The organism is Pseudoalteromonas sp. CO342X (genome assembly GCF_004208915.1).
Classification (GTDB): domain Bacteria; phylum Pseudomonadota; class Gammaproteobacteria; order Enterobacterales; family Alteromonadaceae; genus Pseudoalteromonas; species Pseudoalteromonas maricaloris.
Genome location: NZ_SGPH01000038.1, coordinates 44,745 through 59,865 on the forward strand (window position 1 = coordinate 44,745; position 15,121 = coordinate 59,865).

General features: G+C 43.0%; 11 protein-coding genes. 3 read left to right on the forward strand and 8 right to left on the reverse strand.

Annotated features, from left to right (window positions below; genetic code table 11):
- The first annotated feature begins 238 nt into the window (after positions 1-238).
- On the forward strand, positions 239-1,804 hold the full coding sequence (locus EXT47_RS17815) for an NAD(P)-binding domain-containing protein (protein ID WP_130127214.1): 1,566 nt from the start codon (positions 239-241) through the stop codon (positions 1,802-1,804).
- Between the two features lie 46 nt (positions 1,805-1,850).
- Here the strand turns inward: EXT47_RS17815 and EXT47_RS17820 are convergent, their stop codons facing one another.
- Both EXT47_RS17820 and EXT47_RS17825 read right to left on the reverse strand, forming a co-directional pair.
- Positions 1,851-4,979: a lantibiotic dehydratase gene (locus EXT47_RS17820; protein WP_039493188.1), complete on the reverse strand. Its 3,129-nt coding sequence runs from the start codon at positions 4,977-4,979 to the stop codon at positions 1,851-1,853.
- A gap of 9 nt (positions 4,980-4,988) precedes the next feature.
- Positions 4,989-6,194, reverse strand: coding sequence for a lanthionine synthetase C family protein (locus EXT47_RS17825; protein WP_039493186.1), 1,206 nt, complete (start codon positions 6,192-6,194; stop codon positions 4,989-4,991).
- A 232-nt stretch (positions 6,195-6,426) separates the two neighbouring features.
- Between EXT47_RS17825 and EXT47_RS17830 the strand changes: the two genes are divergently transcribed.
- Positions 6,427-6,627: a hypothetical protein gene (locus EXT47_RS17830; RefSeq protein ID WP_039493184.1), complete on the forward strand. Its 201-nt coding sequence runs from the start codon at positions 6,427-6,429 to the stop codon at positions 6,625-6,627.
- A 51-nt stretch (positions 6,628-6,678) separates the two neighbouring features.
- Here the strand turns inward: EXT47_RS17830 and EXT47_RS17835 are convergent, their stop codons facing one another.
- Both EXT47_RS17835 and EXT47_RS17840 read right to left on the reverse strand, forming a co-directional pair.
- Complete coding sequence (locus EXT47_RS17835; RefSeq protein WP_039493182.1) at positions 6,679-8,823, reverse strand: peptidase domain-containing ABC transporter; 2,145 nt, start codon at positions 8,821-8,823, stop codon at positions 6,679-6,681.
- 17 nt (positions 8,824-8,840) lie between these two features.
- Positions 8,841-10,085: an HlyD family secretion protein gene (locus EXT47_RS17840; protein WP_039493180.1), complete on the reverse strand. Its 1,245-nt coding sequence runs from the start codon at positions 10,083-10,085 to the stop codon at positions 8,841-8,843.
- 196 nt (positions 10,086-10,281) lie between these two features.
- On the opposite strand from EXT47_RS17840, the gene EXT47_RS23890 reads away from it, so the two are divergent.
- Positions 10,282-10,452: a hypothetical protein gene (locus EXT47_RS23890; RefSeq protein ID WP_165383827.1), complete on the forward strand. Its 171-nt coding sequence runs from the start codon at positions 10,282-10,284 to the stop codon at positions 10,450-10,452.
- Between the two features lie 63 nt (positions 10,453-10,515).
- Here the strand turns inward: EXT47_RS23890 and glmU are convergent, their stop codons facing one another.
- The 4 genes from glmU to EXT47_RS17860 form a co-directional block, all read right to left on the reverse strand.
- Positions 10,516-11,874 carry a bifunctional UDP-N-acetylglucosamine diphosphorylase/glucosamine-1-phosphate N-acetyltransferase GlmU gene (gene glmU / locus EXT47_RS17845; RefSeq protein ID WP_130127215.1) on the reverse strand — a complete coding sequence of 453 codons (1,359 nt, stop codon included), beginning with the start codon at positions 11,872-11,874 and terminating at the stop codon, positions 10,516-10,518.
- 327 nt (positions 11,875-12,201) lie between these two features.
- Entirely contained in the window at positions 12,202-12,411 is a 210-nt protein-coding gene (locus EXT47_RS17850; RefSeq protein WP_130127216.1) for a hypothetical protein, read from the reverse strand.
- A gap of 14 nt (positions 12,412-12,425) precedes the next feature.
- Positions 12,426-14,045, reverse strand: a complete 1,620-nt coding sequence (locus tag EXT47_RS17855; protein ID WP_039493173.1) for a cyclic peptide export ABC transporter — start codon at positions 14,043-14,045, stop codon at positions 12,426-12,428.
- Positions 14,046-14,093: 48 nt separating this feature from the next.
- Positions 14,094-15,104: a TauD/TfdA family dioxygenase gene (locus EXT47_RS17860; protein WP_017218556.1), complete on the reverse strand. Its 1,011-nt coding sequence runs from the start codon at positions 15,102-15,104 to the stop codon at positions 14,094-14,096.
- Positions 15,105-15,121: the final 17 nt, after the last annotated feature.

Genomic DNA, 15,121 nt, shown 5'->3' on the forward strand with positions numbered 1-15,121 from the left:
AGCTTTTAGTCATTGCTTGCCTTAGTTGCACTATCTACGACTCCCTCCCTAAAAATACATACTGGAATTCGTGTTACCGCCCAGTTGGTAAAAAAACATTGCAAATACACAATTAATACACAATTTAAAACAACAATTATACAACAAATTAATATCATAACTGCAATAGGGAAAGCGGGGAACGTTACCCTGTCTAGAGTAGTTGTTGCAGAACCAACACCAACAAGGAACAACGAACATGCTTGATTATCTTATTATTGGCGCAGGCCCAGCTGGGGTCCAAACCGCTTACCACCTAAAACAAAGTGGCTTGTCCTACCTCATGTTGGAGTCAGGTCAGCGCGCAGGGTGTTTTTTTGAAACATTCCCAATTCACCGGAAACTGATTTCAATTAATAAAGTATTTACCAGTTCAACAAACCCTGAATTCAACTTAAGACACGATTGGAACTCCATTTTAACTGATGACTACAGCCTTAACTTTTCCAGTTTTGACCGCGACTTTTTCCCAAGTGCTGATAACTTAGTCAAATACCTCAACCATTATGTTGACCAAAATCAGCTAAATATTGCTTATAACCAGCGTGTTAAGTCCGTCGAAAAGATTGCCGATCACTTCGTTGTGACCACAACTCATAATGAACAATATACAGCAGCCCGCGTCATCGTCAGCACTGGTGTCCCTAAGCCTTATATTCCGAAGATCGAAGGAATAGAGCTAGTTACACAATACTCAGACTTAAATATTGATTTGGCACCATATGAAAACAAACGCGTACTTGTTATCGGTAAAGGAAACTCAGCTTTCGAAACGGCTGATCACCTTATCCCTGCCACCAGCCTAATCCACGTTTGTAGTCCAAATCCTTTAGATATGGCATGGAAGACCCACTATGTTGGCGACCTACGTGCAGTAAACAACAATATTCTAGATACATATCAACTGAAGTCGCAAAACGCTATCTTAGACGCCGACATTAAGCGTATTGAGAAACAAGACAACCGTTTTATCGTGCACTTTAGTTATGCTCATGCTAATGGTGAGCAAGAAACCATAGAGTATGATGAGATCATTTGTTGTACTGGATTTGCCATGGACAGTAGTATTTTTGCCGATAGTGCAAAACCTGATCTCATGATTGAAGGCCGCTTCCCATCTCTAGATTGCAGCTTTGAATCCATCAATGTAAAAGGCCTGTATTTTGCCGGCACGCTGACACAATCCACCAAATATCGTAAGTCGACCTCAGGCTTTATTCACGGCTTTAGATACAATAGCCGCGCCTTAGTCGAGATGCTAAAACAAAAGCATCATGATACTACGCTTGCATGCGACCAACACTTAGGTACGCCAGAAGCAATCGGCAGTGCAATCCTGAACCGTATCAATGAGACAAGCGCGCTATGGCAACAGCATGGCTTCATGGTGGATGCAGTTACGGTATCAAAGAGCGGTATGGCACAATATTATAAACACTTGCCGAGTCCGTACCTCCATGCTCATCTAGGTGATCACTATCATTTGCAGATAGCATTAGACTTTGGTGCACCAATTGAAGGTGACCCGTTCAATCAGGTTCGAGTGCATAAAGACAACGCGACTGATGCGGAGTTAAGTAAATTCTTACACCCCATCATTGAACTTTGCTATCAGGGTGAAGTAATAGAGACTCATCATATTATTGAGGACCTAGAAGCGGACTGGACTGACGTAGAAGCGCACGTTAAGCCACTTCAACAGTTCATTGAGCGAGTATTACCAAAACTTGTTGGTGAGAAAATGCAAAATAAAGTGTCAGCATAACTCATAAATGAAAAAGGTTGGCAACCAAGCCAACCTTTTTCATTCTCTAAGAAACTTTAGACTCAGAGAAGTACTTTCGTCTCAACATATCATGAATAACAAATTCCTGTTCTCGACCATAAGCTTTAAACATACGGTTGTTATGCATATGCAAAAGAGAGCCGAGTAATGATTGTATACTCAAATTAAGTGAACCTGACTTTTCTAATGTCAAAATTTCCTTCACCACTGGCTCTGCCTGCTTCTGCCACGCCTCTAACAGCGCCAACATCGCTTGTTGCGTCTCATCACATTGCGCTAAGCTCGCAATATTAAGCTTGGTAAAGTCATCATCGAGCTGAGTTTGGTGATCGCGATAACGATTACCGAGCTGCTTTCTCAGCGCGCTACTCTCATTGAATTCTTTACCAAACCCTGCGCGCAATGAAGAGATCAGTGATAGCTTTTGTTCCGCATCATAATCAAATAGCGTCAGCAAACGGTTAGTACAAGCCAATGCGATACGCCAACGGACATCTTCTCCGAACTCTTCAACTAGCTGACAACTTTTCGCAATAAGCTCACTGTCAAACATAAACAAGCTTTCGATCAAAGTCATCGATTGCGGACCGCCGTAGCGCTCGACTTCTCGCTCATAAGTCATTAATTCAACTTTATGCAGCTGAGAGCTCTCTATCATAGGTGACAATAGCTGATTGAGTTTTGGCAATAACTCTCCACAAAGCACTGCTGGCTTGCCTTGGAAGCGTAAGCGTAGATGCCAATCCGGATCACCATAGCGAATAAAGAACCACTTATCGAACAATGCACTATTTTCCTCAATAAGCGGCAATAACTGCTCATAAAGTAGCTGCTCAACAATGGTATTACCTGAATATATTTTTAAGCTAAGCCACTCGGAACCCGCACTGAAGCGCCGAGAGATTGGTGTGGCGGTAATATTTTCTAGTGGCTTTTCTGCAAAGTGCGTATGAGGAGCCGCATTCTCATTAAGTAAAGGAACAATGATTTCATTAGCGTAATGACGACCTTGCGCATCCGTTACACGCGGCGTCAGTTGAGATGCCAATACTTCGCTGAGCTCAACCGTATTACGGCCTTTGGTTTCCATTAGCAACACTTCTACCATCGCACTTTGGCTTAAGTTCAAAGTTAAAACATTATCTCCTGCGGCAAAACTAACCCAATCATCTAACAAATACTTCTCTTTGAGCTGTTGCAGCTTATTTGCGTCGATGTGTTGATTAACTAATAACGCTTCTAGCTCTTTGCGTTCAATACGCCATGTTTTCTCATGTAAAATCAGGTTATCTAACATGATGCGCGGCACATAAGTAGTGTTTATTAGGCTTGAAGGCAGTGAAAATTTGGGCGTTTCACTTTCTTGATGCTGCAACATACAAAGGAATTTGTAAGCGCTCAAGCTTCGAGCAGAAAAGTTATGTGCACTCGACAAACGCGGAATAATGCGTTTATTGAGTCGCTTACTCCAGAGTTTAACCTGCTGGCTTTCGACCCAAACATACAGATCACTTAGCGGGATCTGGTATTCAAGGTCTAGTGAACTGTCTGCCATAAAAACGATTTCGTACTGCCGTAAATGTGGCCTCGCAATCACGTTACCAGGCCTTCCCTCGGGCATATGTACAATTTCTGCGAAGATTACCTCTTCACTGTGACTATGTTCTTGCTCTAAATGATGAATAACCGATTCTTTTAATGTTTCATCAAGGTGGCAAAAACGACCCAAAAGATTAGCTGCCGACGGTCCATAACAGCCACTGAACTTGAACACAGGATTCGACTTTTCGTCCTCAAATAAACTCAACATCACAGCCATTGAACGTGGCAAGTTAAGTTCTACTTTATCCTTAACTCTTTGCTTCAATTCGCTACTGCTCAAGACCACACAGCTTTTGCCTAAATTACTTGGCAATGTCACAGCCTGCTCAATAATCAGATCTAGCTCGGTATAGTCAGGGGCGCTAGCTTGTCCACTACTCGCTCGCCCCAACTGTAAACCACCTACTAGCGGGGCGTCATAACCGGTTTCAGTGGAAACACTAATACCCGACTCATCATCCAACACCATATCCAAAGGTACAAATTGACCTTCAAACCGCGTGTTGAACTTATTAATAAAGTTTTCAAGTGGGTTATGCTTAGCGCCGCGATTTAAGCTCGCAATCAATTGCAGTTGTTTATTCACTCTTGCAACTTCTTGCTGTGACAATTCACAATGTAAAAAGGCGCGGTAAGTATCTGATTGGAAAAGTTTGTTTTCTTGAACTTTAACCGGTAGCTCAGAAAGGTATTTAAAAATGGCTTGATATTGCTCAGGCTTCGCTTGTCCCGCTTCATCCATCACTGCAAGGTCATGGGTCGCCTGCTCCAACTTGGCGTAAACTTCTATAGGCGCAACGTTTTTCAACGCTTTTATCAACGCAATGTCGGGGCTTTCACCGGTAAGAGGTAGCGGAATATCGGGAATTAATACCCCTTCACTGATGAGTTCTTCAAGGTATGCACTAACTTCATCATATTCAGCTTCGTTATAGCGCTGACAAAACTGCTCAATGAGCTGAGAAAAGCTGAGCTTTTGCTTCGCCAGTTCCAGCATAGTGATGAAGTATTCATCACTGTCAACTGCACTCAGGCGATATTGCATCGCTTCATCAGAGAGGTAAGTTTCAATATATCGGCACTGATCTGCTATAAAGTAATGAGATGGATTAGGTAAATAAGATAAGTTATCTGATTTTGCTTCAGTTTCTGCTAAATGAGAGCGAATTGCAGACAGCAGAAACATGTCTAAGCGAGTTTTGCGGGAATCATGCTCTGCGCTATCACTCACAAGACGAGTTTCTGAGCCGATTTTACCCGTATGGACACCAGAAAAAAGACCAAAAGGTGTAGGTCGTGAAGACATTCGAATGAGGTATCGCAATAGCGCCAATGCCACTTTTTTACCTTGCTTAGAGTCTGGCTTTTCACGCCACTGTTCCAATCGCTCTAATAGAGATGGACTTGCGACGTACAAAGCTTCCATCACCCCAGGTGTGGCAAGCCAGGCACTTAACATCGCATTACTATCTTGCTGATTGAACAAGGTTTCAACCGGCAGTTTTGGTGTTCGCAGAACAAAAAAGGAGTCTGTTGTTATTTTAGCTGGCATAGTTACTCCTTAACTCATTAACAGACAATCGGTCCAATCTAGGTCATCATCCAGCACACCGATAAGCGCTAAACCAATACCTGAAAAACCCATTAAAAAGCCAAAATCTTCCTGATATGCCTTTTCCAGACCGTTATATGAATACAGGGCTTCTAGTCCATGTTCTTGGTACTGATTTAAGCCATAATCTAGCCAGGTTAAGGCGGCTTGCTGTAACTTAGGATGAGGCATGATTTGGTTGAGCAGTTGATAAATAGTGACTAACCCAAAAAATCCATGACAAAGTCCAGCATCGTTAATATGGCCTTGTTTTGCGTCTCTATCGACGTTAAACAACGCGATTTCCAATGCCTGCTCAACATATCTTGGCTTATCAAGCGCATGCCCAGCTCTTGCAAGTGTTAACGCAATCGTTAAATCACCATAACACCAACCTAAACGAGAACGATGTTCGTCTCCTGCACATGAGCCAAAACAAGCGAGCCTATCAACTGCATGACTCTGCTGTTCAAGTAGCCAGTCACAGCCCGCAACGACCAGTTTTTGCGCCCGCAGCTTTACTTTTTCGTCCTGAAGCGCAGAAATAAGTGCCGCGATAATGCCAGGAATACCATGTGCCAGCCCTAAATTAAATTCGTGGCTTTCCGTATCTTCTTGATCGAACCGATACACCGACTGCTTCGGCTGAGGCCAAGCAACCTGATTATCATTTAGCTCTACCGCAACTGACTCATACCCCGTAACAAGACGATCAAATAAAGTACTTTGTTGAGTCTTTTTTGCACGACGTGAGATATAGGGAGAATATCCGGCAAGGCCTAACACCATTTCAATTTCTCCAGTCCAAGGAGAAAAGTCGAGTGCAGTGTCAAAGAAGTTATCTATCTCCTCCAGCAGCTCAGGGTCATACTCTTCGTCGTCATATTGGTTAAAATACTCAAGCACCCACGCCTGTCCAGCTAACCCTGAACTCAGTTCAGGGGTTTGCTCTGCCAATTCATTTTGGAGCTTATCTAGCGCCAGATGAAATTTTTCCTCATTGACCCAAGCATCATTAAAGTTTGCCGCTCGAAATAAAAACAATAAGTGCCCAGCTAAACCGCTAAGCAAACCATTACTGTTAACAGCTTCAAGATTTGACTCAACCTGCTTGGCTAGCTTTTCTACTATAGATAGAATTTGTTCTTTCTTTTTTAAATCTAACGCCTTTAGCATACTTATCCTTGTTTAAATTCTTAATTGTAATTTTTGTACTCACCATAGGTAAGTTAACCTTTTGTTTAGTCAAACTCAAACTTTGACATATAGATTGCCATTAAAAAAAACAAAGTGTTGACATTTATTCAAACTAACACTAGCTTAATTTTTGTACACACGCGTTCAATGCGTGTAGTAAAAGGATTGAAATAAAGGACTGCCATTAACCAACATAAGTAAGGAAAAACGAATGAAATTGACACTAAACAAAAAGTGCATAAAAGCGCTCTCAAATGACAGCAAATCTATTCCAGCGAATATGACACCTCAAATTGCTGGCGGTGATGTTCAAGCTAATTCTCCAGCGGGCTCTCTATTCACAGATCGCTATGGCGATTGTTGGACAGGTCGTAACCACTCTTGCCGTGAGCACACTTGTCAGATCCCATAATGTGCTACAGCAGTAAGCCTTAAAATAAAGCGAGCTGTATGCTCGCTTTATTTATTCAGACCCCGATGTCGAGGTTTGCTCTTCCCCTTCATGGTGCACTGGCTTTTTGAGCTTAATTTCTCTGTCAGCTGAGGCAATGGTTTCTTTTCGATGCGCGATGATAATACGCGTTATCTTCAACCGAGACACCGCATCATTGATATCCTCTTCCAACCCAGTATCAAGATGACTAGTCGCTTCATCCATAAACAGTATTTTCGGATCTTTATACAGAGCACGCGCCAGGATGATCCGTTGCTTCTGACCACCAGATAAGCTTGACCCCATATCACCAATCAAGCTGTCATACCCCATTGGCATATCGCTGATATCATCATGAATGGCAGCAAGCTGGGCACAGTGCACCACCTTTTCCATATTAATCGGGGAGTCGAAAAAAGCGATATTATCAGCCACAGTACCTGATAGAAGCTCATCATCCTGCATTACCGCAGCAATCTGCTGGCGGTATTGTCTAGCGCCAATTTGGCTAAGAGATATGCCATCCACCAAGATTTCACCGCTGGATGGTTTATTTAGCCCCAGCATTAACTTAAGTAACGTCGACTTACCGCAGCCAGAAGGCCCTGTGATTGCTACTGACTCGCCCGCATTGATTGTTAAGCTCAGCTTGTCTATGACATTGGGGGTTGCGTCTGAATAAGCAAACGACAAGTTTTTTACTTCAATTTTGCCTTCGATATTCAATTTTCGATATTGATCTGGTTGTAACTCTTCTTTGTCCGTCAAAGCAATATCGGCGATACGGTCAAAGTGGAGACCTAGCATTTTAAACTCTATCAGTTTCTCTATAAGGTTTGCGGTCTTATCCATAAACTGACGCTTGTAAGACATAAAGGCAAACAGCATACCGGTACTAAACCCACCTGCAATCACTAAATGTGCAGCCAAATAAACCACAATGATATTTTCGATACCAAATAGCGCACGGTTAATCGCGTCATAGCCAATTTTAAAATTACCCAAGCGGATATTGTGGTTAATCGCGCTAGCATAGCGATTTTGCCACTGTCCTTCTCGCTTGACCTCTGAGCCAAATAATTTAATTGTTTGGATCCCGCGTACCGTTTCCATAAAGTTGGAATTTTCTTCCGCGCGCGCCATGATTTCTTGCTCACTGATATTGCGAAATGGCTTATACATGAGCATTCTGATAATCGCGTAAGTGATCACAGCAACCAACACAACCGCTGATAACATAGGGCTATAGAAGAAGATCATCGCTAAGGTAATAATCGCCATTAAGCCATCAATAATCGCTTCAATGACTCCCGTTGTAAGAAGCTGCTTTACTTGCTGAAGAGAGCCGAAGCGAGAAACAACATCCCCCATATGGCGCTTCTCAAAATAGGCGATGGGTAAGCGCACTAAGTGGTGAAATAGGTTCGCCCCCAGTTGAATATTCATCTGATTACCAAAGTGCAGCAAGGTAAAGCCACGTAGCGCATTGGTAGCGATTTCAAAAAGCAGTACTAAAAAGAACCCTATCGCCAGCACCGTCAAGAGAGAGGTGTCACCAGTGAGTATGACATCATCTATAACCAGCTGAATATAATAGGGCGCTGCCAGCGTAAATACCTGTAGCAAGATGGATAACATAAAGATAAGCAGCAGTGAGCGTTTTAAGCCCGTAATACGGCTCCAAAAATCTGAGAATCTAAGGCTCGCTTTTTGCTCTTTCTTTTCAAAATCTTTGGTTGGCGTTAACTCCAATGCCACGCCAGTAAAATGCTTGGAGGCTTCTTCCATCGTAAAGGTTTTTTCGCCACCAGCTGGATCATGGATCACGATGCGCTTTTCGTTGGCTTTTTTAAGCACCACAAAATGATTCATGTTCCAATGTAATATAGCAGGAGTTTGCAGCGCATCTAGATCTTCAAGTTCAATTCGCAGAGGCCTTGAAGTTAAATGGAGCTTTTCAGCAAAGTGCATAATATCGAGCAGCGTACAACCTTCGATTGAAATGCTGAAACGCTGCCTTAAGCGAGTTAAATCAGTGCGATAACCATGATATCCAGCAACCATAGCAAGGCTCGCAAGACCACACTCAGCCGCTTCTGATTGGATGATCACTGGTAAAGATTTCCGCGACCAAAACTCTAACTTATTGGCTGCGCCTTCATGTTCCATTTCCATATCAACCCTTTTACTTCTTATAACTGGCCTTTGATGCTAAATACTGGGTCAAACAACCAACGCAATAAAGAGCGTTCTTCTACCACAATATCCGCATCAAGCGTCATACCTGCACGCAAGACTGTATCTTTACCATATGCTTTTACTGCTTGTTCATCCAACGTAACCACTACACGATACGCAGGCTCTTGAATGATGCCTGGCATGTTGGTTTCCTCAGGCAAGATAACGCTGTTACTAAGCTCTACGATCTTTCCTTTGTATATACCAAACTTTTCGTAAGGAAACGCGTGGTAGCGCAATTTTGTTTCCTGCCCCTCTTTGATAAAACCAAAAGCCGAAGTTGGGATATAAACAATTGCTTGCATATCACTATCTTCAGGGATAAGGGTCAGTAAATGCTGACCTATGGAGACATTTTTGCCAAGCTTAGCAAGCAAGCCAGTGACAACACCGGATTGGGCCGCGCGGACTTCACCAAGTCGCTCCTGCTCGATGGATGAGATTTGGATAAGCAGGTCAGCTTGCTGCGATTGCAGCTGAGAAGTTCGGTTTTGATGTTCAATCGGCAATTTCGCCAATTGATTTTTGATGTTTTTAAGCTGTGACTCAAGCGCTATGCGCTCTGAACGGATTGAAGAAGCTTGTTGCTTTAATGAAAGCAAGGTGTCTTTTTGACGCTGTAATTCTAGTTCAGAAATATAACCAGTGCCTTTTAAGGTCGCAATTTGCGATACTAAATCTTGATTAAGTAGTAGTCGCTCTTGGAACGTGCTTGCTTGGCTCTCAAGTTCTTTTAACTTTTCTTTTACGGTCGTTTCTTGTTGTTGTAGCTCTTCAATATCAAGCTGGTACTGTCCACGTAGTTGCTCTATCTGCTGTAGTAAGTTCTTTTGTTGAAAGCGATATTGATTCAGTAATGCTTGATTCAACTCTGTGGCTTCAGTGCTATGTTTTGCAGATGCAATTCGCAGCAAAGGTTGCCCAGCTGCGACTTGCTCACCCTCTTTGACCAATACTTCAGACACCACACCTTGTTGCATTGCAGCAACACGCAGCAGTCCACCACTGGGCTCAATAACACCAGATACTCTTTCCTTTCTGGTATAGCTACCACTTGATAGAAACACGATGCTTAAAATCACAACCGTTAAAATGAGTAGTCCCAGAGTCTTAAATACAGGCGGTTGGATTAAGCTAATTGTGCCCTCTAAGCGGTGCTGTTTATGCTCTAACACCTCACGGCGAAATAAATTTTCCATAGCACTTATCGGGTAATATTATTGTTAATATTTTTTTATTGAAAATACAATGTACCATGGGTGGTAGAGGAAAGGAACCGAATAAGCGCACTTACAAACAAAGAGTTAATTGTTTACATTTTAGGTAAAAATCCTGTTGACAAAGTAGAGGGATTATTTTTTAATCTGACTGATTTATAATAAAAAGGAAATTAATATGAAGAAACTAACGTTACAAAAAAAGAAACTCAAAAGCCTCTCTTTTGAGGGTAAGACATTGGCACAGAATACCACGCCTTTAATTGCTGGAGGTAGTCCAGACCCAACAGGTGTGTGTATCCATACCCCACAAATTAAATGCCGTTCGGAAGTAAGGCAACCTTTTTAATTTGAGGTTAAATAATGTCTGGGCGCTGTTACTGCGCCCTTTGTGAAAGAAAAAGTTAGAATTTTACTTTTTAATTGGACGCTGCCAGCCATCCAAGTTACGCTGTTTTCCTCGCGCGACTGCCAATTGCTCATCTTTAACACTTGAGGTAATCACTGAGCCTGCACCAATCGTTGCCGTACTACCAATTTCAACCGGTGCAACTAGTGATGAATTAGAGCCAATAAAGGCATTATCACCGATAATGGTTTTTGACTTATTCACACCGTCATAGTTACAAGTGATGGTCCCGGCACCAATATTCACTTTTTCCCCAATTTCAGCATCTCCAAGGTAGGTCAAGTGATTAGCTTTTGAACCTTTACCCAAACGAGATTTCTTCATCTCGACAAAGTTACCAATATGAGAATCTTCTTCCATTATCGCGCCAGGACGCAAGCGAGCAAATGGACCTAAAGTACACTTATCAGCAACCTGCGCATCTTCGATAAGCGTATTAGCTTTAATAACTACACCATTGCCGATTTTACAGTTTTTAAGTACGCAGTTAGGACCAATAACGACATCATCGCCAATTTCAACATGGCCTTCAAATATCACATTGACATCAATCTGAACATCTTCGCCAGTTGTTACCTGTCCACGCACATCGATGCGAGCAGGATCCGCTAAACTAGCACCATTAATCATCAAGGTTTCAGCTTGCCAAGCTTGATAAGCACGCTCTAAAGCAGCAAGTTGCACACGGTTATTCGCACCTTCTACTTCCATCTCATCATCAGGCTGTGCAGAAGTAATTTCTACCCCTTCGCGGTGCGCCATCGCCACGATATCAGTGAGATAATATTCACCTTGTGCGTTATTGTTCGATAGCTGCCCAAGCCACTTTTTCAATAATCCACCGTTAGCCGCCATTATGCCTGTATTGATCTCGGTAATAGCAAGTTGCTCCGCAGACGCATCTTTTTGTTCGACAATACCAACCAATTTGCCATTTTCTCGCAGCATACGGCCGTAACCTGTCGGGTTTGCTAAATCAACAGTGAGTACCGCAAGGCCTTTAGCTGGCGTCACATCCAGCAAACGCTGTAGCGTGCTCAGCTTTGTGAGAGGCACATCACCATAGAGGATCAGTACTTTATCGTCATCACTGATATGCTCCTTTGCTACCGCGACAGCATGACCAGTACCCAACTGCTCAGCTTGATGCACCCAGTTCACTTCATTATGTGATAACGCGGCTTGTAGCTGCTGCGCACCATGACCGAAAACTAAATTGGTAGACTGCGCGCCCAATGAGACCGCATTGTCGATAACATGCTGAACCATCGGCTTTCCAGCGATAGGGTGAAGTACTTTTGGCAACTTAGAGCGCATGCGAGTGCCTTTACCCGCAGCAAGAATAATTGTATTTAACGGCATGAACACAGGATCCTTTTTCTTGTGTCAAAAAACAAACGTACGGTTCAATACTCTTGTCTTTAATTCGGTCACTTCATTGTGCACCGTAATACTGAAATGGCTTTAGCAGACAACAAGCACTTACTAAGTACAAATTGCGCAATATTGTAGCGAGGATTGGTGAGAAAGGTAAGAGTGTACTTTTCTTCCGCACAGCGGTTTAGTCAAAAAAATACGTTAAAAGAATGCAATAGTACCTACAACACAGTCAGCTGAATCGTTTTAACACACTAAAAGTGAGCTAAAGTGGCACGAAGCTTTCGCCTCGCACCACTCAATGTTCAGCACTTATTTGGCTGGAACTTGGGGCGGAGTCGGCGTGGTTGGGGCTGGTCCGCCATCGCCTTTGGTAACGGTTACATGGCGCTCTTTCACCACTTCACCACCAACGGTGTACTGGGATTCTTTCACGGTCACTTCACTTTCTGCTCCAACAGCTTCGATATCCGTATTTTTTGGTGTTTCTGGGGTCTTGCGACCTTTGATAAAATCAAACATATGTGCTCCTTTAATTATGCAGCTTGTTGCTTTTTCTGGTTCAACTCTTCTGCCTGCCCCTGATCGAACTTGATATGGCGATCAGCGAGGTGAAAGTATTTGTCATCATGAGTTACCGCAATTACTGTTTTACCTTGCGACTTCAACCATGGCAGCAATTCTTGATAAAATAGCGCTCTAAAATGTGGGTCTTGATCCGCAGCCCATTCATCTAGCACGTAGATATCTTTATCTTCGAGAATTGAGGCGATCAATGCCAAACGCTTTCTCTGACCTTGAGAAAACTGTGTGGCGGAAAACCCTTCCTCATCCACGCTTAGCTTGTGATCCAATTGAAACTGAGCCAGCAATGTATTCGCCGTTTTTCTATCTACTGGGTCGCCTTTGGCGTCTAACAGCTCGCGATAAAGGTAGAAATCGGGCAGCACCATCGTAATTTTATCTCTATAGCTATCAAGTTGAGCTGCATGCACTTCCTGTTCATCTACTTTTATTACGCCCTTTGAGGGTGTGTAAAGACCCAATAGCAAGTGTAAGAATGTTGACTTACCACTGCCGTTACCACCGGTAATAAAAATAATTTCTCCTTTATTAAACGTCAGATTCAGTTTCGGCAAAGAAAAAGCGGTATCTTCTCCTTTCGCTTCATAAGCGAAAGAGACATCTTTAAAAACTAACTTATTCCAGTTGTCTGAAAGCGGGGTGTGCTGATCCGTAGTTAATCCACCTTGCTCACTGCCAAGCTGTAAAGATTCGATTTTTTGCATCGAGACGCGTGCCCGAGCGATGTTTTGCCATAGATTCATCACATACCCAAATGGTGCCGCAATGTAAGTTACGATAAGGATATAACTCATTACTAATTCAGTGCGCTGTAGATAATGGCTGACCGCAACTATGGTGCCCAACGTGATGAAAATCACCACCTGACTTATATTGCGGTTAATGTCCCAGGCAAAGCCATATTCACGCTCGCTACTGCGTAACTCAGTCATCACTGGCTGTAGGCGCTTCTCAAAAAAGTACTGGCGTCTCGCTTTGTTGACTGTTAATTGTTTCGCGCCATCTAAAATGCCCTTATAGCCCTCAAATACATGGTCTTGATGTTCACGCATTTGGTTCGCGGCCTTGGTTATTTTTGTCATTACTATTTTTGTGATTAAAAATGACACTAACGCAGCTAATACAAGAATGCCAAACATGACTTCAGACAGTACAAACAGATAACCGAAACAAGCCAACAACAGAAAACTGTTATAAACGAAAGCTGGCATCTCAGCGAGCGCCCCCGAGATAGCATTCACATCATTGGTCAGAACGTTATATAGTCGCGCTCTACCAGCTTTTTCTAGTTTGTCGTAATCGGTTCCCAAAATTCGACTAACTAGGTTTTGGCGCACACTGTTTACTGTGCCTGCACTGTATTGAGAGAGAAAGTAACTCGTCGTCATTGAAGCCGCTAATAGAAACGTGACTAATACCGCAAACACAACAACCTCTAGAGGCTGAAAACCGGTTTCCCCACTTTCCCCTATCATATGAAACAAAGCTATCGATGTAGCCGCAGTAAACAAACTAGCGAGCCCCGATAAGAACATGATCTTTTTGAATTTTTTAATATAGTAAAGCAACATAATAAACCTGCTATTTTGGGGCTCGCAGTCACGAGCCACATGACTAACTTATAGTTCCACTGGCTCGCCCATTGAAACAACAATCCGACGCTCGCCTTTGAATGGATCACGGCCGTGTGATACCAACATGTTGTCCATCAGTAACACATCGCCTTTTTCCCACAAGAAAGTCACGGTCGCCTTTTTATAGGCTTCGTTAATATGCTCAATCACGTCGTCAGGGATCACAGAGCCGTCGCCATACATTGTGTTATAAGTTAACGCTTCTTCGCCAAATTGAGACACCAACTCTTTTCTAATCACTGGACACAAGCTTGACGGATGCCAGAATGCAGCATGGTTAAACCACACCTTTTCACCGGTATGAATGTGATCGCGAATAGCAGGACGCACTTGGCGAGTACGGATTTGATCGGCACTGATAATTTCCAACTCAACATCCGCTTTCTGACAGTATGCTTTAACTTCTTCAATATCATCAGTGTTGAATGCTTTTTGCCAAGTTGGGCCTAAGCCATTGCCATAGTTGCGTACTAACATCCAACCATGCTGTTCAAACTTGGCTTTAATATCAGCGTCAATATAGTCATGCACTTTTCTAACGTCTGCGATAGGTGTCGCACCGCGCTCCTCTGCTGGGATCATGCAGCTAAATGCAATCTTCATTGGCCATTGTTTAACGTATGACAACTCGTTGTGCTGTGCGATGCTCAATTCATTAGGAAACTCAGTTGAGGTGTAAGCACCTTTGCCGAGATTGGTACGAGGTGTCGCGCCTTCCATATATTTTGCGAGCGTCGGAATAAACTCATTTGCGACGTCACGGAAGTCGTCTTCATTCTGTAGATTAAAACCACGTAATAGAATTGCACCGTATTGTTTCAGCTGCTGATCTATTTTTGCTGCATTGTCAGCAACCCACTGCGCAGCACTGTGTGTTCCGCTAGTATCTTCAATTACAAGCGGGAAATCTGGACCTTCAGGTAAAAAACGCTCCTGAAGTGCAGCTGGCATTTGACCGTTGTATTGCTCTTTGAAAATTACAGTATCTTTTAACATGGATATTTCCTTTTATA